The 22,316-nt window shown below is 71.7% G+C and carries 27 protein-coding genes; 15 read left to right on the top strand and 12 right to left on the bottom strand.

Annotation, left to right across the window (positions count from 1 at the left end; all coding sequences use genetic code 11):
- Window positions 1-50: 50 nt before the first annotated feature.
- Window positions 51-368 carry a hypothetical protein gene (locus tag FHS44_RS15980; protein WP_184715105.1) on the bottom strand — a complete coding sequence of 106 codons (318 nt, stop codon included), beginning with the start codon at window positions 366-368 and terminating at the stop codon, window positions 51-53.
- A 163-nt stretch (window positions 369-531) separates the two neighbouring features.
- Window positions 532-1,860 (bottom strand): NAD(P)/FAD-dependent oxidoreductase, encoded by a 1,329-nt coding sequence (locus tag FHS44_RS15975; RefSeq protein ID WP_184715103.1) that lies wholly within the window; start codon window positions 1,858-1,860, stop codon window positions 532-534.
- A gap of 237 nt (window positions 1,861-2,097) precedes the next feature.
- Between FHS44_RS15975 and FHS44_RS15970 the strand changes: the two genes are divergently transcribed.
- The 5 genes from FHS44_RS15970 (at window position 2,098) to FHS44_RS15950 (ending at window position 6,134) form a co-directional block, all read left to right on the top strand.
- On the top strand, window positions 2,098-3,336 hold the full coding sequence (locus FHS44_RS15970; RefSeq protein ID WP_184715101.1) for an amidohydrolase family protein: 1,239 nt from the start codon (window positions 2,098-2,100) through the stop codon (window positions 3,334-3,336).
- A complete protein-coding gene (locus FHS44_RS15965; RefSeq protein WP_184715099.1) occupies window positions 3,329-3,721 on the top strand; it encodes a DUF4440 domain-containing protein in 393 nt (130 codons plus the stop codon). Before FHS44_RS15970 ends, FHS44_RS15965 begins: the two co-directional genes overlap by 8 nt.
- A 12-nt stretch (window positions 3,722-3,733) precedes the next feature.
- Window positions 3,734-4,063, top strand: coding sequence for a TIGR04076 family protein (locus FHS44_RS15960; protein WP_221460709.1), 330 nt, complete (start codon window positions 3,734-3,736; stop codon window positions 4,061-4,063).
- Window positions 4,064-4,078: 15 nt separating this feature from the next.
- Window positions 4,079-5,107, top strand: a complete 1,029-nt coding sequence (locus FHS44_RS15955; RefSeq protein ID WP_184715097.1) for an LLM class flavin-dependent oxidoreductase — start codon at window positions 4,079-4,081, stop codon at window positions 5,105-5,107.
- 139 nt (window positions 5,108-5,246) lie between these two features.
- A complete protein-coding gene (locus FHS44_RS15950) occupies window positions 5,247-6,134 on the top strand; it encodes a tryptophan 2,3-dioxygenase (protein ID WP_184715095.1) in 888 nt (295 codons plus the stop codon).
- Between the two features lie 4 nt (window positions 6,135-6,138).
- Here the strand turns inward: FHS44_RS15950 and FHS44_RS15945 are convergent, their stop codons facing one another.
- A complete protein-coding gene (locus FHS44_RS15945) occupies window positions 6,139-6,759 on the bottom strand; it encodes a helix-turn-helix domain-containing protein (RefSeq protein WP_221460708.1) in 621 nt (206 codons plus the stop codon).
- Window positions 6,760-6,829: 70 nt separating this feature from the next.
- Window positions 6,830-8,044, bottom strand: coding sequence for an acyl-CoA dehydrogenase family protein (locus FHS44_RS15940; RefSeq protein ID WP_184715093.1), 1,215 nt, complete (start codon window positions 8,042-8,044; stop codon window positions 6,830-6,832).
- 368 nt (window positions 8,045-8,412) lie between these two features.
- Between FHS44_RS15940 and FHS44_RS15935 the strand changes: the two genes are divergently transcribed.
- The 4 genes from FHS44_RS15935 to nhaA are packed head-to-tail and all read left to right on the top strand — an operon-like array spanning window position 8,413 to window position 12,407.
- Complete coding sequence (locus tag FHS44_RS15935; RefSeq protein ID WP_184715091.1) at window positions 8,413-9,030, top strand: NADPH-dependent FMN reductase; 618 nt, start codon at window positions 8,413-8,415, stop codon at window positions 9,028-9,030.
- A gap of 43 nt (window positions 9,031-9,073) precedes the next feature.
- Complete coding sequence (locus tag FHS44_RS15930) at window positions 9,074-9,745, top strand: TetR/AcrR family transcriptional regulator (protein ID WP_184715089.1); 672 nt, start codon at window positions 9,074-9,076, stop codon at window positions 9,743-9,745.
- A gap of 54 nt (window positions 9,746-9,799) precedes the next feature.
- Window positions 9,800-10,516, top strand: coding sequence for a maleylpyruvate isomerase family mycothiol-dependent enzyme (locus FHS44_RS15925; RefSeq protein WP_184715087.1), 717 nt, complete (start codon window positions 9,800-9,802; stop codon window positions 10,514-10,516).
- A gap of 16 nt (window positions 10,517-10,532) precedes the next feature.
- On the top strand, window positions 10,533-12,407 hold the full coding sequence (gene nhaA / locus FHS44_RS15920) for a Na+/H+ antiporter NhaA (protein WP_184715085.1): 1,875 nt from the start codon (window positions 10,533-10,535) through the stop codon (window positions 12,405-12,407).
- 3 nt (window positions 12,408-12,410) lie between these two features.
- Here the strand turns inward: nhaA and FHS44_RS15915 are convergent, their stop codons facing one another.
- The gene (locus tag FHS44_RS15915) at window positions 12,411-12,854 is read right to left on the bottom strand and encodes a cytidine/deoxycytidylate deaminase family protein (protein WP_221460707.1); all 444 of its coding nucleotides are present in this window, start codon (window positions 12,852-12,854) and stop codon (window positions 12,411-12,413) included.
- 142 nt (window positions 12,855-12,996) lie between these two features.
- On the opposite strand from FHS44_RS15915, the gene FHS44_RS15910 reads away from it, so the two are divergent.
- The gene (locus FHS44_RS15910; protein ID WP_246435428.1) at window positions 12,997-13,371 is read left to right on the top strand and encodes a hypothetical protein; all 375 of its coding nucleotides are present in this window, start codon (window positions 12,997-12,999) and stop codon (window positions 13,369-13,371) included.
- Between the two features lie 17 nt (window positions 13,372-13,388).
- On the opposite strand, the gene FHS44_RS15905 is transcribed toward FHS44_RS15910, so the two are convergent.
- Window positions 13,389-13,766: a hypothetical protein gene (locus FHS44_RS15905; protein WP_184715083.1), complete on the bottom strand. Its 378-nt coding sequence runs from the start codon at window positions 13,764-13,766 to the stop codon at window positions 13,389-13,391.
- Window positions 13,767-14,077: 311 nt separating this feature from the next.
- Here FHS44_RS15905 and FHS44_RS15900 point away from each other — a divergent pair, with 311 nt between their 5' ends.
- On the top strand, window positions 14,078-14,743 hold the full coding sequence (locus FHS44_RS15900; RefSeq protein ID WP_184715081.1) for an AIM24 family protein: 666 nt from the start codon (window positions 14,078-14,080) through the stop codon (window positions 14,741-14,743).
- A gap of 6 nt (window positions 14,744-14,749) precedes the next feature.
- Here the strand turns inward: FHS44_RS15900 and FHS44_RS15895 are convergent, their stop codons facing one another.
- Together FHS44_RS15895 and FHS44_RS15890 are read right to left on the bottom strand one after the other, a co-directional pair.
- The gene (locus FHS44_RS15895) at window positions 14,750-16,174 is read right to left on the bottom strand and encodes a hypothetical protein (RefSeq protein WP_184715079.1); all 1,425 of its coding nucleotides are present in this window, start codon (window positions 16,172-16,174) and stop codon (window positions 14,750-14,752) included.
- 192 nt (window positions 16,175-16,366) lie between these two features.
- Window positions 16,367-17,326 (bottom strand): LysR family transcriptional regulator, encoded by a 960-nt coding sequence (locus FHS44_RS15890; RefSeq protein ID WP_184715077.1) that lies wholly within the window; start codon window positions 17,324-17,326, stop codon window positions 16,367-16,369.
- Between the two features lie 150 nt (window positions 17,327-17,476).
- Between FHS44_RS15890 and FHS44_RS15885 the strand changes: the two genes are divergently transcribed.
- Together FHS44_RS15885 and FHS44_RS15880 are read left to right on the top strand one after the other, a co-directional pair.
- Window positions 17,477-17,692: a DUF6158 family protein gene (locus tag FHS44_RS15885; protein ID WP_246435427.1), complete on the top strand. Its 216-nt coding sequence runs from the start codon at window positions 17,477-17,479 to the stop codon at window positions 17,690-17,692.
- A gap of 152 nt (window positions 17,693-17,844) precedes the next feature.
- Window positions 17,845-18,087 carry a helix-turn-helix domain-containing protein gene (locus FHS44_RS15880; RefSeq protein WP_184715073.1) on the top strand — a complete coding sequence of 81 codons (243 nt, stop codon included), beginning with the start codon at window positions 17,845-17,847 and terminating at the stop codon, window positions 18,085-18,087.
- Between the two features lie 15 nt (window positions 18,088-18,102).
- Here the strand turns inward: FHS44_RS15880 and FHS44_RS15875 are convergent, their stop codons facing one another.
- Window positions 18,103-18,924, bottom strand: coding sequence for a patatin-like phospholipase family protein (locus FHS44_RS15875; protein ID WP_184715071.1), 822 nt, complete (start codon window positions 18,922-18,924; stop codon window positions 18,103-18,105).
- A 47-nt stretch (window positions 18,925-18,971) separates the two neighbouring features.
- Window positions 18,972-19,370 (bottom strand): PPOX class F420-dependent oxidoreductase, encoded by a 399-nt coding sequence (locus FHS44_RS15870; RefSeq protein ID WP_184715069.1) that lies wholly within the window; start codon window positions 19,368-19,370, stop codon window positions 18,972-18,974.
- A 62-nt stretch (window positions 19,371-19,432) separates the two neighbouring features.
- On the opposite strand from FHS44_RS15870, the gene soxR reads away from it, so the two are divergent.
- Window positions 19,433-19,915 carry a redox-sensitive transcriptional activator SoxR gene (gene soxR / locus FHS44_RS15865; protein ID WP_184715390.1) on the top strand — a complete coding sequence of 161 codons (483 nt, stop codon included), beginning with the start codon at window positions 19,433-19,435 and terminating at the stop codon, window positions 19,913-19,915.
- A 7-nt stretch (window positions 19,916-19,922) separates the two neighbouring features.
- On the opposite strand, the gene FHS44_RS15860 is transcribed toward soxR, so the two are convergent.
- Window positions 19,923-20,801, bottom strand: a complete 879-nt coding sequence (locus FHS44_RS15860) for a sugar phosphate isomerase/epimerase family protein (protein ID WP_184715067.1) — start codon at window positions 20,799-20,801, stop codon at window positions 19,923-19,925.
- Window positions 20,802-20,804: 3 nt separating this feature from the next.
- Window positions 20,805-21,725 (bottom strand): phosphotriesterase family protein, encoded by a 921-nt coding sequence (locus FHS44_RS15855; protein ID WP_184715066.1) that lies wholly within the window; start codon window positions 21,723-21,725, stop codon window positions 20,805-20,807.
- Window positions 21,726-21,875: 150 nt separating this feature from the next.
- On the opposite strand from FHS44_RS15855, the gene FHS44_RS15850 reads away from it, so the two are divergent.
- Window positions 21,876-22,274, top strand: coding sequence for a VOC family protein (locus tag FHS44_RS15850; protein WP_184715064.1), 399 nt, complete (start codon window positions 21,876-21,878; stop codon window positions 22,272-22,274).
- Window positions 22,275-22,316: the final 42 nt, after the last annotated feature.

Genomic DNA, 22,316 nt, shown 5'->3' with positions numbered 1-22,316 from the left:
CCGCTCTGCCGGGGGTGGCGTGACGCCCCGGAGGCGGTGGAACGGGAGGGTCAGCGCTTGAGGACGCTGACGGAGACGATCGTGCCGACGACCGTGACGGAGGAGGTCTGCCCGGCGGGCTTCCACGGCCCCGAGATCTGCTGGAGACCGGGGATCCACGGGTTGAGGTGCCGGAACACCACGGAGACCTGGTGCTCCCCGGTGCCGCTCGCGCAGTAGCTCGATCCCGTCGCCGCGCCGGTGGACCCGGAGACGGAGGTGGTGCAGCTGTCGGGTGCCGCGTTCGCGCCGGAGACCGTGCCCATCAGCACTCCGGTGGTGAGCAACGCGGTTGTGGAAAGGGCAGCTGCCCACTTACTGGCTTTCACGTCTTCATTCCTCCGAGGGGGGGTTCTTGGAGTGGTGGAAGCGCCGGCCGGGCCTTTCCTTTAGGAAAGTTTCCTAAATAGGAAGATACTTGCCTGGGAAGATGAGTCAAGGGCCGAGCCGACGGTAATTTCGGCCCGCCCCTGAACCCCCCTGCGGAGTCGCCTAGCCCGCGTGCTCCTTCGATCGCTCCCCGGGCAGGACGGGATACGGCGAGGAGGAGTCGAGCGGCACCTCCTGCCCGCGCACCAGGTCGAGCTGGACCGTCTGGCGCGGCAGCAGCGCGTCCAGCAGCCAGTTGCCCGCGATGCGCGCCCTGCCTCCCGGGATGGCCAGCAGGTGGTAACCCCGGGTTACCACCTTTGCGGGCAGCCCGGAAAGCGGCACCCCCAGCGGGTCGGCCGCCGCCTTCACCCCGCCGAGATCGACCACGAACCCCAGATCATGGTGCCGGTACGGCTCCCGCTCCGCCCTGCCGTAGGAGGCAGCCAGGTTGAGCGCCGCCCGCCTGCCCTGCCGTACGGCGTGCTGGGCGGTCATCGTGGTGTACTCTCCGGGCCTGGTCAGGTCGGGTACGGCCGCCGCGTCCCCGCAGGCGAAGATCTCCGGATGGCCCGGCACGCCGAGATACTCGTCGACCAGCAGCCTGCCCCGCTCCGTCGGCAGCCCGAGCGACTCCACCAGCGGGTCGGGCCGTACGCCGACACACCAGATCAGTGAGCGGGTCGGCACGAACTCCCCGTCGGAGAGCCTGACCCCCTCCGAGGTCGCCTCGGCCACGCTGGTGCCGGTGCGGATCTCCATCCCGCGACCGGCCAGGGTGCGGTGGGCGACGTCGGAGAGCCGCTCGTCCAGCTCGGGCAGGATGCGCGGCGCGTGGTCGGCCAGGATCCAGCGGATCTGCTGGTCGTGCAGGCCGGACCGGTGCCGCCGGGTGTCCAGGGTCAGCAACTGGCCCTGCGCCGCGACCTCGGTCCCGGTGTATCCGGCGCCGACGACGACGAACGTGCAGCGCGCCCTGCGCTCGGCGGGGTCGTCGGAGGCGTCGGCCAGCTCGATCTGCCGGATGAGGTGGTCGCGCAGGTAGAGGGCCTCGGCGATGCTGCGGAAGCCGTGCGCGTGCTCGGCCACCCCGGGGACGGGCAGCAGCTTGTTGACGCTGCCGACCGAGAGCACCAGGCGGTCGTAGCCAAGCTCACGGCTCTGGCCCTCGGCGTCGGTGCAGCGCACCCGGCGGTTGGCCACGTCGACCGAGTCGACAGAGGCGAGCAGGTGCCGTACCCCGGGGCAGATGCCCGCCAGCGGGATCGCGACCTTGCGGGGGTCGAGGATCCCGGCCGCCACCTCGGGCAGCAGCGGGAGGTAGAGGAAGTAGTCGGTCGGGTTGATCAGGACGATCTCGATCGCGCCCCGCGCCAGCTTGGAGAGGGTGCGCGCCGCGGTGAAGCCCGCGAACCCCCCTCCCACGACGACGACCCGCTGCCGCTTGGTCATGGTCAACCCCCTCCGCTCATGAATACCGGTGTATGCCGCCTGCCCGCTCCACGCGGCGTCAAGCATCGACCCGGTAACGCCGGTGTGAAACCCGGTGAACATCCCACTGGCTGGAGCGGCTTTACCCGTGAACGACGACCCATCCCTTGTTCATGAAACTTTTGCCTGATAGAACGGACGGACCGCGGCGGAGGTGACCGTCCCCCGCGACCAGGAAGGTCAGGGAAAGGACGGCCGATGGGCGACCTCGTCATCGTCAACTGCACCGTGACCGACGGCAGGGCCGCCGACGGCGTGGAGCCGCTCGCCGACGCCGCCGTGCTGGTCAGGGGGGAGCGCGTCGCGCTCGTCGGCCCCCGCGAAAAGGTCCTGCCCCAGGCGGAGGGGGCGAGGACGATCGACCTGGACGGCGCCCACCTCACCCCGGGCCTGGTCAACATGCACACCCACTTCTCGCTGTCGCTGCCGGGCAGCGCCGGGGAGGGCGTCAAGGGGCTCAACCCCCACGAACTGGCCCTCCACATGGCCGACGGCGCCCGGCGCACCCTGCGCTGCGGCGTCACCACCGTGCGGTGCGTCGCGGAGAAGGACCACGCGGACTTCGCCCTGCGCCGGGCCATCGAGGCGGGCACCGCGACGGGACCGCGCGTTTTCACCGCCGGGCAGGCGCTGGTCTGCACCGGAGGCCACGGCCACGAGGGGTCCGACACCCTGGAGTGCGACGGCGCCGACGGGTTCAGACGCGGGGTCCGCACCCAGCTCAGGGCGGGCGCCGACCTCATCAAGGTGATGATCTCCGGGGGCATCGCCGGGGAGCACGAGCGCATCGAAACCCCGCAGCTGTTCTCCGACGAGATGGCCGCGGTGCTGGCCACCGCGCACGCCTGGGGGCGCAAGGTCACCGCGCACGCGGGTCCCGCCCCGGTGATCGCCGAGGCCGTCGAACTCGGCCTCGACTGCGTCGAGCACGGCTACCAGCTCACCCCCGAGGTCGCGGCGGCGATGGCCGCGCGCGGCACCGCCCTGGTGCCGACGCTCATCGTCACCCGGTGCAAGGAGTTCTTCGACGAGCTCGGCGTGCCCGAGTGGATGCAGTGCCGCTCCCTGGGGGCCGGTCCCCGGCACCTGGAGAGCTACGCCATGGCCCTGGCGGCGGGCGTGGAGGTGCTGCTGGGCAGCGACATGCCGCCGTTCTGGGAGTTCGAGGGGACGAACGCCACGGTTCGGGAGCTGGAACACATGGCGGAGGGCGGTCTCGGTCCGGTCCGCGCGCTGTACGCGGGCACGCTCGGCCCCGCCCGCTGGCTCGGCGCCGACCAGGACATCGGCACCGTCGAGGCGGGCCGCTACGCCGACCTCGTCGCCATGGACGCCGACCCGCTGGAGTCGGCGTCGGCCTTCCGCGCGGTCCGCTGGGTGATGAAGGGAGGCCGGGTCGTCCGCGACGACCGGGCCGGAGAGGTGAGCCATGTCTGAGACCACCGACGCCGAGGCGATCTCGGCGGGCATCGACGACATGTACGACGCGTTCCTCAGCGGGGACCGGGCACGCTTCGACGCCCACCTGCACGCCGAGGTCACGGTCTGGGAGACCCACCTGCCCGGGCCGCTGCGCACCCGCGCCGAACTGGACGCCTATCGTGAGGAGCGCGACAGTTCCGGCGCCAGGCCCGTCCTCGACGGGCTGAGCGCGCGGGACAGGCGGATCGACGTGTGGGGGGACACCGGCGTCGCCCGCTACGTGCTCGTCGCCGAGCCCCCGGGCGCCCCCGCCGAGCACAGCAGGGTGACCGACGTGCTGCGCCGTACCGGCGACGGCTGGCTCATCGTCCACCACCACTCCGAGCTGCTCGGCCCCTGAGGAGGCGCCCCCGTGGAACCCGTGGAAGACGGCGACATGGAGCTGTACGACCTGAGGGTCGTGGTCGACCGCATCGAGGGCAGGTCCGTCTGCGGGATGGAGGTCGGCGACTGCTTCACGCTGGAGAACAGCGCGCACCTGCGGCTGCCCGACGGCAGGCACTTCTGCGTGTACGCGCTGGCCTCGGTGCTGCCCTTCCTCGCGGCCAAGCAGCGTGACCTGGCCTCGGGTGACTGGCTGGCCCAGGACTCCCTGTTCGCCTGCCCCGACCCCGAGGAGCGGCTGGTGATGCGGGTCGAGCGCACCCGCCGCCGCCGGATGAACTCCGCCGACCTGACCTGAGTTTGAGGAGCCCCGATGACCGTCGCCGAGATCGGCCTCGGCCTGCAGAGCGACAAGAGGGCGGGCGACTACGCCAGGCTCGCCCGCCGCGCCGAGGAGCACGGCTTCGACGTGCTCAGCGTGTTCGGCGACCTGATGTACCAGCCCCCGATCTTCCCGCTGCTGGAGATGGCCGCCGCCACCCGTCGCGTACGGCTCGGCCCGGCCTGTCTCAACCCCTACTCGGCGGCGCCGTACGAGATCGCGGGGCAGGTGGCGGCGCTCGACCTGGCCTCGCACGGCAGGGCCTACCTGGGGCTGGCCAGGGGCACCTGGCTCGGCGCGGTCGGCATCGCCCAGCCCAGGCCGCTGACCGCGCTCGCGGAGGCGGTGAAGGTGATCCACCTGCTGCTCGCGGGCGACCGGGACGGGTTCGAGGGGGAGATGTTCCGCCTGGCCCCGGGAACCGCACTGCGCTACGCCGTGCACCGGCCCCGGCCGCCGCTGTTGCTTGGCGCGTGGGGGCCGAAGGGGGCGGCCCTGGCCGGGCGGATCGCCGACGAGCTGAAGGTCGGCGGCAGCGCCAACCCGGCGATGGTCCCGGTGATCCGGGAGCGGGTCGCCCGTGGCGCCGCCGAGGTGGGCCGTGACCCGGGGGAGGTGGGGCTGGTGTTCGGCGCGGTGACCGTCGTGGACCGGGACGGCGCCGCAGCCAGGGCCAGGGCCCGCACCGAGGTCGCCATGTATCTCGCGGTCGTCGCCGACCTCGACCCGACCGCGCACGTCCCCGCCGACCTGCTGGCCGGGGTCAAGGAGCTGGTGGACGCGGGACGGCACGAGGAGGCGGGACGGCTGATCCCCGGCGACCTGCTCGACCTGTTCGCCTTCTCCGGCGACCCAGAACACGTCGCCGCGCAGGCGCAGGCGCTCATCGACGCCGGGGTGCGGCGCGTGGAGTTCGGCACCCCGCACGGCCTCACCGACGACGGCGGCGTCGAACTGCTCGGCACCGCCGTACTCCCGCTGCTCGACCGCTCCCCGGGCGCCGCGGCCGATGGGGCATGAGGGGGTCACGATCCGTCACGCCGAAACTCGATCCGCGGATAACCTTCGGCGCATAAGGCGAAAGCCGCCAATCACCTCACAGTCCTGATTTCAGGAACGTTCAGCAGGCGTGAACATAGAGCTGAACGAAGGAGGCGACATGACGACGAGGCGCACCAGGGGCTCGGCGGGCCGGGTCGGGGTGGTCGACGGGCACGGGCGCGCCGCCCGCGCGGCGGCCAACGCGGGCGCGCCGACGCTGGAGTTCGCGGCCCGGACCCCCTACGACGAGTACGTCGGCACCGAGGTCCTGCACGACCTGCAGCGGACGGTCACCGACGCCCCCGAGGAGCTGGCGTTCCTGGTGACCACCCAGGTCATGGAGCTCTACTTCGGCCTGCTGCGCTCGGAGTGGACGCTCGCCAGGCGGCTGCTCGACGAGGACGACGTGACCGGGGCGACCACGGTGATCGGCAGGAGCGTGCGCCACTTCGAGGCGCTCAACGCGGCCTGGACGGCGCTCGGCTGGATGACGCCCGCCCAGTTCAACTCCTTCCGTGACGAACTGGGGGAGGCCTCGGGGTTCCAGTCGTCGATGTACCGGCACCTGGAGTTCCTGCTGGGCAACAAGTCGGAGGCGCTGATCCGCCCGCACCGGCGCGACCCCAGGGTCCACCGGGAACTGCTCGACGCCCTGAGCGCCCCGAGCCTCTACGACAGCACGCTCGCCCTGCTGGGCAGGCGGGGCTTCGACATTCCGGTACGGCAGGACCTCACCGCCGAGTATGTCCCGAGCCCGCTGGTCGAGGCGGCCTGGGTCGCGATCTACGCCGACCAGGGACCCGGCGACGAGCTGTGGACCCTCGGCGAGGCCCTGACCGACCTGTCCGAGCGCTTCTCCGACTGGCGCTACCGCCACCTCATGGCGGTGCGCAGGTCCATGGGCGCCAAGCCCGGTTCGGGCGGTTCGAGCGGGCTGACCTGGCTGGAGCGCAGCCTGCGCCGCGAGGTCTTCCCCGAGCTGTGGTCGGCCAGGACGGCGATGTAGAGGCTTAGAAGAGCCGGGGCGTGACCACCGAGACCACGGTCGTGACCCGGTCGGTGTCGTTGTACATGCTGTGCGGCACCGTGGACCTCAGGTGCACGCTGTCCCCGGGGCGCAGGCGGTGCTCGACGCCGTCCACCTCGTAGATCAGCTCCCCTTCGAGCACGAAGGCGAACTCCTCGCCCGCGTGGCCGTAGGCGTCCTCACGCCGCCCGCCGGGGGCGATGCGCACCAGCAGCGGTTCGAGGACGAGACCGGGGCCACGGGCGGAGAGCATCCGGTAGGTCTGCTGCCCCGAGATGTACTCGGTCGCCCCCGCCTCGGCGCGGGTCAGCGTGAAGTGACCCGGCTGCGGCACAGCGGGTACGGCGGGCGCCTCCTGACCGGGCTCGTCGCCGAAGAAGTCCGCGACACTCCGGCCGAGGGCCGCCGCGACGCCGTTCAGCGCGGTCAGGCCGATGGCGGAGATGCCCCGCTCGACCTGGGACAGGAATCCGATCGAGAGCCCCGAGGCGGCGGCGAGCCCGCGCAGCGTCAGGCCGCGTTCCTTGCGGAAGCGCCGCATCCTGGCGCCGACGTCGCCGTGGACCCCCGGCCTTGCGCCGTCCTGGTGCTCCGGCACGACCACCGGCTCCTCCTCCGCCTTGTTCGCTCCCGCCAAACATAGTTCACGGAGCGCGGCGGTACGGCCCGCGGGCTCAGACGCGCAGCATCGCCGCCATCGGGGGTTCCTTGCCGGTGAGGTACCAGTCGCCGATCCAGACCTCCTTGGCGTCGGTCGGGTCGTGGGTGGCGAAGGTACGGGCGTTGCGCCAGAAGCGGTCGAAGCCGTACCTGCCCGAGGTGCTGCGCGCGCCGGTGAGGTCGAAGATCTCCTGGGTGACGGAGAGCGCGGCCCTGACGCAGGCGACCTTGACGCCGAACGCCTCGACGAACAGCTCCGTGGTGTCCTCGTCGGGGGCGCTGCGCTCGATCCTGCGGGCGGTGTCCAGGAGGAAGGCGCGGGCGGCGCGCAGGTCGACCGCGCAGCCGCCGATGCGGCGCCGTACGAGAACGTCCTCGGTCGCGCTGTCGAACTCGGGGAGGCTCGGCCGGTCCAGCTTGCGCACGTAGTCGAGGGCGGCGTCGAAGGCGCCGAGCCCGGGACCGAGCATGATCGCCGCGTGCGTCAGGAAGACGTACGACAGGTAGGACGGGGAGACGGGCCCCGAGTCGAAGTGGTGACCGTCGGGGACGAACACCTCGTCGTAGACGATGGTCTGGCTGTGGGTGCCCCGCTGGCCCATGCTGTCCCAGTCGTGCTTCATGGCCACGCCGGGCTGGTCGAGGGGGACGAGCGCGTTGTAGCGGCCCCTGCGGCCTTCGAGGGTGAGGCCGACGGAGGCCCAGCCACCCCCGCCGCTGTTGGTGTTGAACGCCTTGGTGCCGGTGACGACGATGCCGCCCGGCACGCGCCTGGCGGTCACGGGTCCCGGCGAGCCCGCCTCCGAGTTCGAGGCGCAGAGCCTGACCCCCTCGTCGCGGATCAGGCGGGCCAGCTCCGCCTTCGTGGTCTCGGGCAGGCTGTTGTCTTCCTTGAAGACCTCGAAGGTCACCAGCGACTGGACCAGGAAGTTCATCCCGGCGGAGGAGTCCCCGGCCATGACGTCCAGGACGATCCTGAAGAAGTCCTCGGTGTGGACCTCGGGCCTGGCGTCGTTGATCCCGCCGAACCTGTGGGGCAGGCAGAAGGCGAACAGGCCCTCCTCCCAGAGGCGCCGCATCCCGAACGCGGTGTCGGTGTTGGCGGTGTCGGCTTCTGCGGCGCTCTCCGGTAACTCCCTGCGCAGGGCCGCCGCCCTGCGGGCGAGGTCGGCGATCCGGTGCCTCGTGGCGTCCTCGCCGGAAGATGCCCCGTTTTCCTGAAAAGTCATGACCTCTCCTGTCCTGCGGTTGTGCACCCGAAGAGTCGCTGGAATCCGGGCCTTCGATCCGCGCCGACCGCCGCGCCGGGACGTCCGTCAACCGGCCGGGCCGCGCCGCCCGGTGAGGCCCGGACCGGACGTCGAGGCGACCGTCCGCCGGACCTGCCACGCGGGAGCCGTACCCACGCGTCGCATTTAAGTAAAATCCGGATTCGGATTCTAAGTCAAGGCTTGACCGAGGCGCCCGGAGGCCCGTTCTGAGCGGTCTTGACGGAAGGGAAAGCGCGCTTGATACTCGAAAAAGAATACTGATTCGGATTGGTACCGCTGGAACGCGCCGCCGCTCAGGAACCCCTCCCCACCGAGGAGACAGTGGAATGCAGCCCTTCGTCGTCGGACTCGGGGGCACGACGCGCGCCTCCTCGACCAGTGAGACCGCCCTGCGCCTCGCCCTCGACGCCGCGGCCGCCGCCGGGGCCCGCACGGAGCTGTTCGGCGCCGACTACCTGTCTGGCCTGCCGATGTACGACCCGGACCGTCCCCCGGGCGGCTCGGGACGGCGCCTGGTCGAGGCGCTGCGCGCTGCCGACGGCGTGATCGTCTGCTCGCCCGGCTACCACGGCTCCGTCTCCGGCCTGGTCAAGAACGCCCTCGACTACGCCGAGGACCTCAGGGACGACACCCGCCCCTACCTGACGGGCCGCGCGGTCGGCTGCGTCACCACCGCGTACGGCTGGCAGGCCGCCGTCACGACCCTGCAGGCCCTGCGCACCATCGTGCACGCCCTGCGTGGCTGGCCGACCCCCCTCGGGGCCGCCCTCAACGTCGCCGAGGGCCGTGACGGACGCGGATGGCATCCCGGCGAGCGGGTCCTCGACCAACTGCGCACCGTGGGACTCGAAGTCTGCGGACGCGGCGTCGTCCCCCCGCCACGCGGGGTGCGCGCACATCAGAACGGATCTTCGGATCCTGCTACCGTGGTGGGAACGCGCTGAGGGTGGAAACTCTCGCGCGTCCACGCTGGGCGGAGGGAATGGCATGCCGGCAGGCCCCGAGGACCACGCGGGGGGCAGCTGGCTGCCCGGCCTGCACGAGGGCCTTCTTGAGGAGCCGCAGCAGCGCCGCAGCCGCCGCTCCGCCCTGCAGATCCTCGACGCCGCCAGGGCCGTGCTGGCGCGTGACGGCGTGGACGGGTTCACGATGGCCGCAGTCTCCGAGGCCTCCGGCATCTCCATCGGCGGGATCTACGGCCGCTTCGACGGCAAACAGGGCCTGATGCGGGCCGTGGGCGACATGGTCCTCACCCGCCTTGAGGACGACCTCACCGAACGGCTCGGCGAGGCCGACACCTCCCTGGCGGACGTGGTGCGCGCCTTCGTCACCTGCCTGTCCGAGGACGTCGCCTCCCAGGCCGTGCACCCCCTCGCCGAGCACTCGACGGACGACGAGCCGCTCAGGGCCCGCAGGCTCCGCGCCCGCGAGCGCATGTTCGCCGCCTTCAGGCAGGCGGTGCTGCGCCACGGGGACGAGATCCGGCACGAGGACCCGGAGACGGCCCTGCTGACGGTGTTCCACATGTGCCTGGGCAGCTTCCTGACCGCGTACGGCCTCGGCGAGGGGCCGGGGCTGCCGAGGTCGTCGGCCCACCTGCGCGACGAGCTGGCCCGCGCCGGGCTCGCCTACCTCACCTCTCCCGTGCGACAGCGCTGACCTGCGGAGACATGGCCTGTTGCCCCTCGTGCCGGGCGGGGTATCGCTCATGGCATGAGCCCATCACCGAAGGATCCCCTGCCGGATCTCGACCCCTTCGACATCTTCGACACCGAGGCGGCCCGCCTCGACCGGTTCTTCTCCGGCCTTGACGAGGAGGGCTGGAACCGTCCCTCCCGCGCGGCGGGCTGGTCGGTCCGCGACGTCCTTGGGCACCTGGCGGGGGAGGAGCTGTACAACCACGCCTGTCTCGACGACGACCTCGACGGGTTCTCGGCGATGCTCAGGCGCGAGGGGGTCGAGGGCGGCTTCAACGCCTTCAACGACTGGTGTGTGCGCCGCCGCAGGGATCTGCCGGTCGAGGAGGTGCTCCAGGAGTGGCGGGAGGCGAACGGCGTGACCCGGGCGCGCATACGGGCACTCGGCCGTGACGCGTCGCTGCCCACCCTGGCCGGGCCGTACCCGGTCGGCAGGCAGACCTTCCACTACGACTCCGAGTACGCCACCCACGCCGACGACGTCGGGGCGCCCGTCTCCGAGGAGGAGGCCGACGACCGGGCCTGGTGGCGGGCCAGGGTCGCGGTCTTCGTGCTTGAGGAGCAGGGCTCGCAGGCCCAGGTTGAGCCGACCGCGGAGCGGATCTGGGTGCACGCCTACGACACGACCACCCAGTTGCCCGTCCCGGTCTTCGTCGAGGCGACAGTCGGCAGGCTCCCCGACGACTACCCGATCGACCGCAGGGTCAGGGCCGCCCTGCGCTGCCTGGCCTGACGACCCGCCCCGGGAGATGAGCACCGAGAGGGCCGGAAGGACCGTGTGGGCGCGCGGCCTGCGGACCCCGCTGCGGGAGTTCCTGCGCACCGAGACCGGCAGCGCCGCGGTCCTGCTGGTGGCGACGCTCGTCGCGCTCGCCTGGGCCAACCTCGTCCCTTCGGCCTACGAGGCGCTCTGGCGCACGCCGCTGACGATCGACCTGGGCGGGGCGGCCCTGTCCCAGGACCTGCGCGGCTGGGTCAACAGCGGGCTGATGACGTTCTACTTCTTCGTCGTCGGCCTTGAGGCCCGCCGCGAGTTCGACATGGGTGAGCTGCGCGAACGGCGGCGGGCCGCCCTCCCGGTGCTCGCCGGGATCGGCGGCATGGCCGTACCGGTCGCGATCTACCTCGTGATCAACGCGGGCCTGCCCTCCGCGTACGGCTGGGGCGTGGCGATGTCCACGGACACGGCCTTCGCGCTGGGCATGCTGGCCCTGGCCGGTTCGCGCCTGCCCGACCGGCTGCGGGTCTTCATGCTCACCGTCACCGTGGTGGACGACATCGTCGCCCTCGTGGTGATCGTGACCGTCTACAGCGGCCACGTCGCGGTGCCCCCGCTGCTGACCGCGCTCGGGATCTTCGCCCTGGTCCTGGTCGTGCGGGCGCTGGGCGTGCGCAGGGGACTGGTCTACGTGCTGCTGGGCGTGGCGGCGTGGACCGCGCTGTTCGTCTCCGGCGTCGATCCGCTCATCACCGGGCTGGCGATGGGCCTGCTGACCTACGCCTACCCGGCGGCCCGCACCGACCTCGAACGGGCCAGTGGTCTGTTCCGGCTCTTCCGTGAGCAGCCGACCCCCGAACTCGAACGCTCGGTCCGCGCCGGGCTCGCCTCGGCCATCTCGCCGAACGAACGGCTGCAGCGGCTCTACCACCCGTGGACCAGCTACCTGATCGTCCCGCTGTTCGCGCTCTGCAACGCCGGGATCGAGGTGACCGGCGAGCTGCTCGGCCGCGCCGTCACCTCGCCGGTCACGATCGGCGTCCTGCTCGGCTACGTCCTGGGCAAGCCGGTCGGCATCACCGGCACCGCGTGGCTGGTCACCCGGCTCAGCGGCGGGCGCCTGCGCCCTCCCGTCGGGTGGGCGGCGGTCCTGTGCGGAGGCACGATCGCGGGCATCGGCTTCACCGTCTCCCTGCTCGTGGCGACCATCGCCCTGCGCGGCCCCCAGCTCGAAGAGGCGAAGGTCGGCGTGCTCGCCGCCGCGCTGTGCGCCTCGACGCTGACCTGGCTGCTGTCGCGGGCGACCACGCTGCTGCCGAAACCGCTGCGGATCCGCGCGCTGCTGGGCACCTCGGAGTCCATCGTGGACTTGGTCGCGCCGGTCGATCCGCGCCGCGACCACGTGCGCGGGCCGCAGGACGCGCCCGTGACGCTGGTCGAGTACGGCGACTTCGAGTGCCCCTACTGCGGCCAGGCCGAGCCCGTCGTCCGTGACCTGCTGGCCGGGTTCGGCGACCTGCGCTACGTCTGGCGGCACCTGCCGCTCAACGACGTGCATCCGCGCGCCCAGCTCGCCGCGGAGGCCGCGGAGGCCGCCGCGGCGCAGGGCGCCTTCTGGCCGATGCACGACCGCCTGCTGGCGCACCAGGACGACCTGCGCCCGCGCGACCTGGTCGGCCACGCCGAGGCGCTCGGGCTCGACGTCGAACGCTTCCGCCGCGACCTCCAGGAGCACGTGGGCACGGCCAGGATCGCCGAGGACGTGGACACGGCCGACCTGAGCGGCGTCTCCGGCACCCCGACGTTCTTCGTCAACGGACGGCGCCACCAGGGCGCCTACGACATCACAACCCTCTCGCGTGCCGTACGGCTGGCCCGCGCCAGGGCCGTGATCGACCCGCGGTGACCCTCAGGCCGTCAGCAGGTGCGCGTTCGGTTTCCGGGCGGCCCCGGCCAGATCGGGGATCTCCAGCACCGTGACGCCCGCTGCGGTGAGCTCCTCGGCGCCGCGGCAGTCGACGAACAGCAGCGGCTCCCGCCAGGCCAGCACGACCCGCCGCACCCCGCTGGCGATGATCAGCGAGCTGCAGGGGACGGGACGGGAGTGGCGCACGCTGCACGGTTCGAGGCTGCTGTAGACGGTCGCACCGGGCAGCCGGGGATCGCCGGGGGAGACCCTGGAGAGCGCGACCTCCTCGGCGTGCAGGTGGGGTCCGGTCTCCCGGGAGTGCCCCCTGGCGATCTCCACCCCGTCCGCGCCGACGACCACGGCGCCGACGGAGAAAGCCGAGGAGGACGGCGGGCAGCGCCCGGCCAGGTCACACGCGAGCCGCAGCCAGCCGTGGTCGTCCAACGCTCTCCCCGTTCTCGCGGAACCGTCCTTCCGTAACGCTATGCCCCTTGTGCCCCGGAAGTGTTCTTTGCCATGCGCCCGTTACTGTGGATTGAGGATTGGTCACAGAGGGACGTCATGACTGGTCACAGGGGGAGGCGTCATGAAACGCATCATCGCCGTCACGGCGCTTGTCATGGTCAGCACGGCCGGGCTCGTCGTCACCGGGACCACGGCGCGGGCGCTGCCGAGGGAGAACGGCAGGACACCGGTGAACCGGTCGCAGTACGAGACACTCCTCAACCAGTGCTCCTACGCCGCCACGGCGCGGCGCAGGGCCACGTGCCGGGACACGGTCAGGCAGGACTTCCGGGTGGGCGCCGAGGAGAACCCGGACCTGGACTGCCGTACGTACTCCGGGGTCACCGTGTGCGGCCCGCTGCGGCTGAGTCCCTCCGAGCGGGCGTGCGTGCGGGACTCGCTCGCCAAGGGCCTGACCTTCCGCCGCGCCGAGGTCGAGTGCTACGCGTTCATCTGACGGCCTGACGGGGGTGGTCACGGCTTCCACTCCTCCTTCCAGCCGGGGCGCAGGCGGTAGCCGTACGCCGTCTCGGTGAGCGCCTCGGTGAGCACCTCGTCGCGGATGGCGGCGACGGCCAGGGCGTGCGCCTCGCCCGCGGTGAGGCTCTCGCCTTCGCGGATGCGGCCTTCGAGGTCGTCGAGGACCGCCCGGTTCCTGGTGAACATCTCGACGATCCTGATCTTCGCCTCGCTGTTCGAGCGGATGTGTTCGATGAACCCTCGGCCGCTTCCCGGGCCGAGGGTCCTCTCCCCGAGGGTGGAGACGAGGTCGGTCTCCGCGGCGAGGGCCTCGGCGCCGGCGACCTCGCGCCTGATGGTGTGGAACAGCCAGCCCGCGATCTCGGCGGTCACGTCTTCTCCTTGTGCATGCGCTGCCCCGGCGGCAGTCGCGATTATTTACGATCATTAATCGCAATTCCGGTCCTGTCGATAGGAGTGGCCCTCCGCCGCGCCGACAGGGCGGGTCCGGTGGGGACGGGCCGGTGACCGGCCACGGCTGCCCGTCCGTCAGGATCCGGTCACGAAGCGGTAGCGTAACGACCCGATGTGCTGATTTATCGGTGATTGGCCTGATGATTGGGGTGTCCCGGAACCGGGGGAACTCCTCCGTCCCCTCGCGCGTCGTTCCGGTGTGAATCCCCCGACATCGAGAGGCATCACCCGTGCGTAGCTCGTTCTTCGGAAACCTCGACCAGGCGCAGGTTCCCGGTCACTTCGCCCTGCAGAACGCCAAGATGCTGCGGGTGCAGCTCAACGGGGAGGTGCTGGCCAGGCAGGGGTCGATGGTCGCCTTCCAGGGGCAGATGGACTTCGACTACGAGGGAGGCGGCGTCGGCCGCCTGCTGAAGAAGATGGTCACCGGCGAGGGCGTGCCCCTGATGCGGGTGCGGGGCCAGGGCCTGCTCTTTGTGGCCGACAACGCCGACGACATCCACCTGTTCTACCTGGAGAACGAGGCGATCACCGTCAACGGCAGGAACCTGCTGGCCTTCGACCCGCAGCTCACCTGGGACATCCAGCGGGTGCAGGGCGCGGGCATCGCCACCGGCGGCCTGTTCAACACCACGGTCCAGGGCACCGGGTGGGTGGCCGTGACCGCGCACGGCGCGCCCGTCCTGCTCGACGCCTCCCGTGCGCCCACCTACGCCGACAGCCAGTCCGCGGTGTGCTGGAGCACCAGCCTGCGCGTCGGCGTCAACCGCACCTTCAAGGCCGCGGCGCTCATCGGGCGCGGCAGCGGCGAGGCGGTCCAGCTCGCCTTCCAGGGCCAGGGGTTCGTCCTGGTCCAGGCGAGCGAGGGACCGGTCCTGCCGCAGACCAGCGGCTGAGCCCCGTCACCGGGCGGCGCGTCTGAAGAAGGCCGCGACCGCGTAGGGATCGACCGGGTCGGCGAGCAGGGCGAGCATCTCCTGACGGCGCGCCGGATCCACCTTGAAGGGGTGGCCGAACACGTGCGGCCCCGTCCCGTCGTCGAGCAGCCTGGTCAGCATCAGGTCGCCGGGCAGCGCCTGGGAGGGCAGCAGTTCGTCGGCAAGCGTGACCGGCCGCCCGGCCTCCTCGGCCGCGTCGCGCAGGGTGATCCGGCCGTCGCCGGCCTCCAGGACCTCCCACAGGCGCAGCGGCGTCCCGCGCCACGATTCGAGCAGCCGGACCTCGTCCTCGCGCAGCCACTCGCCTCGCGCGTCCAGGAACTCGCCGACGACGTCGTTCTCGAACAGCGCCAGGTCGGCCAGGGCGGGCTCGGCGACCCGGACGCTCAGCGCGACCAGGTCGTCGACCAGGCGGCGCCTGGCCGGGCGGTCGCCGTACACCAGCAGCTGCCGGAACAGGTGCGCCGCCCGCGCGGGCAGCGGGTCCTTCGGGTTCGTACGGCACGCGGCGTACTCGGCCGCGTCCCGCTCCGCCGGGGTGAGCCCGGGAGCCAGCGTGAGCACCTCGGAGACGATCCCGGCGGCCTCGAACGAGCGGCCCTCGCCCTCTGCGGTCCTGGCGGCCAGCAGCAGCGCCGCGGGGTCGGTGCGCGGCAGCGCCTCCACCAGGCGCGCGGGCAGCGGCTCCCGCTCGACCTCGTCGGCGATCCTGGTGAGCACCGTCTCCGAGCGGCCCAGGTAGGTGAGCGCCCGCGACAGGTTGGCGCCCTCCCCGTAGGTGCGCAGCGCGCTGCGGACCAGGGCCAGCCTGACGACGTCCGAGGGGGAGAGGTCGGCCACCGAGTCCGTCTCCCACGGCGCGCCGACGATGCCGACCCGGCCGCCCCGCACCTCAAGTGAGGCGCCGTTCAGCAGCGGGGCCAGCGGCGGCAGCGGATCGGCGAACGTCTCGGGGTCGCTGGCCAGCAGACCGAGGACCGCCACGTCGATGGAGACCCCGGGACTCGGTTCTAGCCCCTCGGCGAAGGCGCGCAGCGCCTCAAGGGCCCGCTGGGCGAACTCCTCGGTGACCCGGACCGCCCGCTCGGCGGAGAACCCGGTCAGCGTCGTGGTGGACAGCTCGAACCCGCCCCCGCGCAGGCGCAGCGCGACCACCTCCTCGGGCCGCACCGCCGCGAGCCAGCCCCGAGGCCCGGTGAGGTACGGCTCGCCCGCCTCGACCACCGTGCGCACCGTGCCGCCCCCGGCCAGCGGCAGCCCGTCGCCGTCGGCGAGACGGGCCCACAGCCGCAGGTCGTCCACGGCCCGCAGGGCACCGCCCGTCAGCTCGGCCCTGGTGGCCAGGTGCGTCAGCACCGCGCCCTCGCTCAGCGTAAGAAGGTCACTCACCCGTCCATTGTTCTCGACGTTCCCGCCCCGCCGTACCCGGCCCTGAACGTCAGGACGCCGCCGTCCCTTCTGGAAGGGGCGGCGGCGTTCACGGGTTGGGGGGTTCGGGCCCGGCCGTTCAGGCCGGGCGGACGGTGAACGCGGGGGGTACGGGTTCTCCGTGGGCTCCGCGTCTGGTGCCTCACCGCGGTGTCACGGAGAGGTGCCGAAACGTGGATTGTCCGCGAGCCACGCGGCGTAGCGGGTGCTCTGCCGTACCGCGTCCGCGTGGGCGGCCTTGGCGTGCTCGACGATCGAGGCGGCGGCTCGCGCACCCGGGCCTTCCGGATGCCAGCCAAGCAGTTGCCGCCAGCGCAGTGGCGCGTCCACGAGGGGTACCAGCGCCACCCCGGCCGTCGGCTGGAAGGTCGCCTGGCACAGTACGACCGCCCGGCCCACCTTGGCCAGGTGCATGCATGTCGCCACGTCCGTCTCGTAGATGGTCTGCGGCGTGAAGCCCGCGCGGGCGCACGCCGTGGCGAAGCAGTCACCGAAGCAACTGTCACCGGGGGTGACCGCCCAGCTCTCTCCTGCCAGTTCGGCCAGTGTCACCTCCTTCCGGTCCACGAGGGGATGGTCCTCGTTGAGCAGGACGAAGACCGGGTCCATTCCCACGGTGAGCCAGACCACCGGTCCCTCGACCGGCGGGGCGCTCTCCCCGCAGGCGCCGATGAGCGCGAAGTCGATCCGGCCGAGCATGACCATCGTGGTCAGCTCCCTGGCCGACCACGACGTGTACGTGCTCACCGGTGTCGACGGCCACGCCCTGGCGAGCCGGTCGACCAGCCCGCCGAGGATGGGACCGTTGGTGGCGCCCAGCCGGTAACGAGGAATGTCGCCGGTGGCGTTGGCGAAGCGGACCGCCTCTTCCTGGAGTTCCCTGGCGGCCGGTAGCAAGACCATCGCCCTGGACAAGACCAGTTCCCCGAGAGGTGTGGGCCGCGCGCCGTTGTGGTCGCGTTCGAAAAGAGCTCCCCCGAGCACTCGCTCTATCCGCTTGAGCTGCGCGGTCAACGCGGGCTGTGCCAGCCCGAGATGGCTGGCAGCTTTGGTGACGCTCCCGGCCTCTGCGACCGCGCGCACGATCCTGAGGTGTCGGAGCTCGAGATCCATACCGGGAAGGTAAGGCTAAGACGTTATGGCCGCAATGCAAACGTGTCACGAAATCTGACTCAATTTCGTGAAAGCGCTCCAATGCGAAGGAAGCGAGGAATGCGAAGAGGTGCGGCGGAGGCGGGACGGGGTAGGCGGTTCCCTATGGGAATGGGAATCAGTCCGCGTGGTCTCACCGAGGAAGGCCTGCTCCGAGAGCTGCGTCACCTGCACGTTACTCGCACCGAGACATTTCTGCACGCATCAGACGAAGCGCTGGCCAACCACACCGCGCGCACCGAGGAGCTCGAACGCGAATATCTCCGGCGCCATCCGGGGCGGGACGTTGATCCGGAACGGCTGCGCGAGGGCGCACGCCGCCGGTAGCGGCCCTCCAGAAGCCCCACAGAAGCCCGTGAAAGGGCCGTGGAGGGGCGTACGGGAGTGACGGGGAGTGACTATGAGGCCGGAGTCGACCGGCCCTCTGGGGGCCATCGGGGGCCTCGAAGGAACGGACCGAGGAAGGGAAGCGGAACGACATGAGCGAGGAACGACAGGCCGACGTCCAGGCGCTGTCCGGGACGGACACCCGCGTCTACGAGGCGGTGGCCGTGCTCGCGGTCGACGACAGGACGGCGACGGTCGAGGAGATCGTCCACGCCACCGACCTGCCTGAGGAGGCCGTACGGCACAGCCTCGGAACCCTCGCCGAGGCGGGCTGGCTCAGGGCCGACGGCGCCGCCTACGCCGTCGGCCGCCACGACTGGAGCGTCGAACGCTGACCCCGGGGGACGGGCTCAGATCCGCCAGACCTTGGCCACGGTCTCGGCGACGTCGGCGGCCTGGACCAGGCCCGCCGCGAAGGCGGGCCGCCACAGGGCCGGGTTGAGGATGTCGATCCCGAAGACGTCGACGGCCGCCTGGTCGGGCGCCACGTGGGCGACCGCCGCGTCCCCGAGCGTGGTGATCTCCGCGTCGAAGCGCTCCCTGGTCTCCAGGTGCGCCAGCGGCTCGACGACGACCACCGCCGAGCTGCCCGCGGCCAGGTCGGCGTTGGTCACCGAACGGACCCCGCCGTCCATGTAGTGGCGCCCGCCGATCTCCACCGGCGGGAAGACGCACGGCACGGCGCAGCTCGACGCGACGGCCGAGGGCAGCGGGACGCCCGAGTGACGGTCCCAGACCACGAACCCGCCGGTCACGGTGTCGACCGCGGTGACCAGCAGCCTGCGCTCCGGCCACTCCTGCACGGGCAGCCGCCTGCCGATCTCCTCGGTCCTGGCCCCGGTGTCCTCGGTGCCCAGGGCGAGCGCGCCGACCCGCCGCCTGGCCTCCTCGGGGTCGAGGGAGGAGTCGTGGAGCAGGCCGAAGACCGCCATCACCGCCTCGGGATCGACCCGGGGGGAGGCGGCGGGCTCGGCCTCCGCCTGCGCGACGACCGCCTCCTCCAGATCGACGCCGGTGGTCATGAGGGTCCCCACGACCGATCCCGCCGACGTGCCGACCACCAGGTCGGCCTCACCCAGGTCCAGGCCCGCCCGCCGCAGGCCGGTCACGATGCCCGCCTCCCACGCGATCCCCGCGATTCCTCCGCCGCCAAGCACCAGTGCTCTCGTCATGTCCCCATTGTCGCGGTCACGGCTCATGTCCGGCATGCCGTACGGGATCAGACGTCGCGGCCACGCATGTCCTCCTGGCCGGGTTCGAGCCCCCAGGAGATGATCCGCGTCGGGCGGATGCGGATGACCTCCCGGCTCAGGTAGGGCTCGGGCGGTTCCACGCCCTCGACGGCCTCGGCGACCCCGCGGATCTCCAGCCCCCTGACCTTCCACGGCGTCCGCGAGGCGATGTCGTCCACGACGAAGGAGACCCTGCCGTCCCGCCTGACGTTGTGGAACTTCCTGGTCTTGCCCATGGCCAGGCCGTGGATGTCGATCGTCCCCGTCTCCTGGACGACGGTGAAGGCCGTCGGGTTGTTCTGTGGCGCGCCGTCCGGTCCGACGGTCGCCAGACGCCCGAGGAACTGGTCGGAGAGGTAGTCGAGCTCTGCCCGCGTGAAGGTCATGCCTCCAGCGTGCAACCTCAATCATGGTGAAGGTCAAGTTAGAGTGGAACGTGTCCGCGAACATGGAGCTCACCGTCGGCCAACTCGCCTCGCGCAGCGGGGTCGCCGTCTCCGCCCTTCACTTCTACGAGTCCAGGGGCCTGATCAGCAGCCGCCGTACGGCGGGCAACCAGCGCCGTTTCAGCCGTGACACGCTGCGCAGGATCGCCTTCATCCGGGTCTCGCAACGGGTCGGGATCCCCCTGAGGGCCATCCAGGACGCGTTGTCGGCCCTGCCTGACGAGCGCACCCCGAACCGCGACGACTGGGCCAGGCTCTCGGCGGCCTGGCAGAGCGAGCTGGACGACCGCATCAAACAGTTACAGCTACTCAGGGACGGCCTGAGCGACTGCATCGGCTGCGGCTGCCTGTCCCTCGACCGCTGCGCGCTGATCAACCCCGACGACAAGGCCGCGGCTGGCGGTCCCGGCTCGCGGCTGATGCTGCCGCCACGGGAGTGCTCCGTGGACTGCGATCCGCCGCGGACCGGGGCCGCCTGCGCCTGAGCCGTTCTCAGAGGCCGTGCGCGCTCAGCCAGATCCGGTTGGCGCGCTGGTCGGCCATGGCGCGCCCGACGTCCTGGCCGGGGCCCGGCGCGTCCTGCTCGACGACCAGCCAGCCCTCGTAGTCGCGCAGCTCGCGCAGGACGCCCGCCAGATCGACCTCGCCCGCCCCGAGCGCGGGGAAGGCGTCGCCCGCGATGACCGCGGCCAGGTCACCGCCCGCGGCCCGTGCCCGGTCGCGGGCCCGCCTGCTGGCGTCCTTGAGGTGAACCTGCCTGATCCGGTCGCCCCACAGCCGCAGCGCGGTGACCGGGTCGCCGCCCGCGAGCCAGAAGTGGCCGGTGTCGAGGCAGAGCGAGACGTCGGTGAGGTCGAGCAACCTCTCGACCTCCTCGGGGGTCTCGACGAGCGTGCCCAGGTGGTGGTGGAAGACGGGTTCGAGACCCCGGTCCCGGCAGCGGTCGGCGGCCTCCTGCACTCGTGAGGCGAAGTCGGCCCACGCCTCGCCGGGCAGGCCGGGGGCGACGCCCTGGGTGAACCGCCTGCGGTGGGGCGGGCAGGCCAGGGTCAGGCGGGGGGCGAAGCGTGAGTCGGCGACCGGCACGCTCGCGAAGACCGCCAGCGCCGTGTACAGCCCGGCCAGTCCGGCGGCGAAGGCGTCCTCGTCGTCGTAGCGCAGGTCCACCTGGCCACCAGCCAGGCCCATCCCGGTCCTGGCGAGCCGGTCGAGCAGACCGCCACCGGTGCCCAGGTAGCCGATCGGCCCCGAGTCGATTCCCTCGTAACCGGCCTCGGCCAGCCCGTCGAGCAGGAGGTCGGGGCTCGGTGCACCGCCCTCCGCCCGGTTGATCCCGAAGTTGACTGGGGCGTTCGCGACCTTGATCGACATGGCCTAGGGGGCGCAGGTCAGCCAGCGGAGGGGGTTGTCATGAGTGATCATGCGGATGGCGCCCTCCCCGACGCCCGACTCGCGCAGCCTGGGCAGGAGGGTGCGGAACAGGTGGCTGTAGCCCGCGCCGCCGTACCGCTCGATCTCGGAGAACCTGGACAGACCGCTGCTGAACAGCAGCCTGGAGGCGTAGCCGTCCTCCATGAGGACGAGGGCGTCCCGCAGCCGGTCGCCGCCCATGGAGGTGAGGCAGACGTAGCCGCCGGACTCGACGACCTTGTGCGCGGTCATAGGGTCGGTGCCCGCGTCTGCGACGCTGATCCGGTGGGCGGGGACCCCCTCGGAGAGGAGGATCTCCATCAGGGGCAGGCCGCCGCGCTCGCTGACGGCGACGGGCAGGCCGGAGGCCAGGGAGGCCCTGGCGGCGGCGACCGCGTACCGCTCCTCGGCGGGGGTCGGCTCCTCGCCCCAGGCGCCGATCTCACCGATCACGCCGGGACGGGAGCTGGTGCCGTCGAGGCCGTCGTTGATCTCGTCCATCAGGTGGGCGGTGAGCGCGTCCACGTCGGCGGTCAGCGCCCACGACGGGCTGAACGGCTCCGAGAAGAACCCGGTTCCGGCGATCACGGAGACCCGGCTGCACGCCGAGATCCTGGACAGGGTCGCGGCGTCGCGACCGGTTCCTATGGAGCTGAGCTCGACCACCAGGCCGAGCCCGTCGGACCTGCGCAGTTCGCGCAGCTCTACGGCGGCCGCGTCCTCCTCGTCCAGCCAGCGCTGAGGGTCGGACGGAACGCCCGCCGCCCAGCGCAGGTCGGTACGGAGGCGCTCGCGGGGCAGGACCGATCCGGTGATGGCGGACACGGCGCAGGGGCCGCTGACCGTCCTCACGCTGACGGTCTTGACAAGGGGAGCCTCAGACATGGACGGACATTAACCCACTTTTGGGGCTAAAATCACCCAATTGACCAGGGTTTTTACCTTGGACCTGTAAGACCAGTTTCGAGAACCCGTCACGACCAAGAGCGCGTAACGCCGGGGAAAACGTCGGTCGCCGCCGTTAGGGTCCCTCCCGTGATCGCTACCTCACAGAAAACTTTGCTCTCCGCCGTCGGGCGGATGGTCCTGCCCGTCGGTGACCTCGACGTGGCGCTCGCCTTCTACCGGGACGTCCTCGGCTTCGCCGTGCTCCACGACCAGACCGACGGCGGCTACCGCTACCTGCACGTCGGGCTGCCGGGCCAGGAGCCGGTCGGGGTGTGGCTCATGCCCGTGGGCGACCCCCCGGGCGGCTCCCCGGGTGGCGGCAGGCCCTCCCTCGTGCTCTACACCGCCGACCTCGGCCGCCTCGCCCCGCGCCTCGCCGAGTACGGCGTGCGCGTGTGGAACGAGCGGGAGGACGCCGACAGCCGTTCGCTGCACCTGGCCGACCCCGACGGCAACACGCTGATCGTCGTCGAACTCAGGGGCTGAGGTGGGTGCGATCCACGCGAAGGCGCCTATCCTTTGACGAAG

Source organism: Streptosporangium saharense (assembly GCF_014203715.1).
GTDB classification, from domain to species: Bacteria; Actinomycetota; Actinomycetes; order Streptosporangiales; family Streptosporangiaceae; genus Streptosporangium; species Streptosporangium saharense.
Note: the sequence above shows the minus strand (reverse complement) of the source record. Positions and strands in the feature narration are given on the sequence as shown.

Bases quoted from the DNA above. Each gene is read 5' to 3' on its own strand.
- FHS44_RS15975 (WP_184715103.1), bottom strand. From the start codon at position 1,860: ATGACCAAGCGGCAGCGGGTCGTCGTCGTGGGAGGGGGGTTCGCGGGC.
- FHS44_RS15970 (WP_184715101.1), top strand. From the start codon at position 2,098: ATGGGCGACCTCGTCATCGTCAACTGCACCGTGACCGACGGCAGGGCC.
- FHS44_RS15965 (WP_184715099.1), top strand. From the start codon at position 3,329: ATGTCTGAGACCACCGACGCCGAGGCGATCTCGGCGGGCATCGACGAC.
- FHS44_RS15955 (WP_184715097.1), top strand. From the start codon at position 4,079: ATGACCGTCGCCGAGATCGGCCTCGGCCTGCAGAGCGACAAGAGGGCG.
- FHS44_RS15950 (WP_184715095.1), top strand. From the start codon at position 5,247: ATGACGACGAGGCGCACCAGGGGCTCGGCGGGCCGGGTCGGGGTGGTC.
- FHS44_RS15940 (WP_184715093.1), bottom strand. From the start codon at position 8,044: ATGACTTTTCAGGAAAACGGGGCATCTTCCGGCGAGGACGCCACGAGG.
- FHS44_RS15935 (WP_184715091.1), top strand. From the start codon at position 8,413: ATGCAGCCCTTCGTCGTCGGACTCGGGGGCACGACGCGCGCCTCCTCG.
- FHS44_RS15930 (WP_184715089.1), top strand. From the start codon at position 9,074: ATGCCGGCAGGCCCCGAGGACCACGCGGGGGGCAGCTGGCTGCCCGGC.
- FHS44_RS15925 (WP_184715087.1), top strand. From the start codon at position 9,800: ATGAGCCCATCACCGAAGGATCCCCTGCCGGATCTCGACCCCTTCGAC.
- nhaA (WP_184715085.1), top strand. From the start codon at position 10,533: ATGAGCACCGAGAGGGCCGGAAGGACCGTGTGGGCGCGCGGCCTGCGG.
- FHS44_RS15910 (WP_246435428.1), top strand. From the start codon at position 12,997: ATGAAACGCATCATCGCCGTCACGGCGCTTGTCATGGTCAGCACGGCC.
- FHS44_RS15890 (WP_184715077.1), bottom strand. From the start codon at position 17,326: ATGGATCTCGAGCTCCGACACCTCAGGATCGTGCGCGCGGTCGCAGAG.
- FHS44_RS15885 (WP_246435427.1), top strand. From the start codon at position 17,477: ATGGGAATCAGTCCGCGTGGTCTCACCGAGGAAGGCCTGCTCCGAGAG.
- FHS44_RS15880 (WP_184715073.1), top strand. From the start codon at position 17,845: ATGAGCGAGGAACGACAGGCCGACGTCCAGGCGCTGTCCGGGACGGAC.
- FHS44_RS15875 (WP_184715071.1), bottom strand. From the start codon at position 18,924: ATGACGAGAGCACTGGTGCTTGGCGGCGGAGGAATCGCGGGGATCGCG.
- FHS44_RS15870 (WP_184715069.1), bottom strand. From the start codon at position 19,370: ATGACCTTCACGCGGGCAGAGCTCGACTACCTCTCCGACCAGTTCCTC.
- soxR (WP_184715390.1), top strand. From the start codon at position 19,433: ATGGAGCTCACCGTCGGCCAACTCGCCTCGCGCAGCGGGGTCGCCGTC.
- FHS44_RS15860 (WP_184715067.1), bottom strand. From the start codon at position 20,801: ATGTCGATCAAGGTCGCGAACGCCCCAGTCAACTTCGGGATCAACCGG.
- FHS44_RS15855 (WP_184715066.1), bottom strand. From the start codon at position 21,725: ATGTCTGAGGCTCCCCTTGTCAAGACCGTCAGCGTGAGGACGGTCAGC.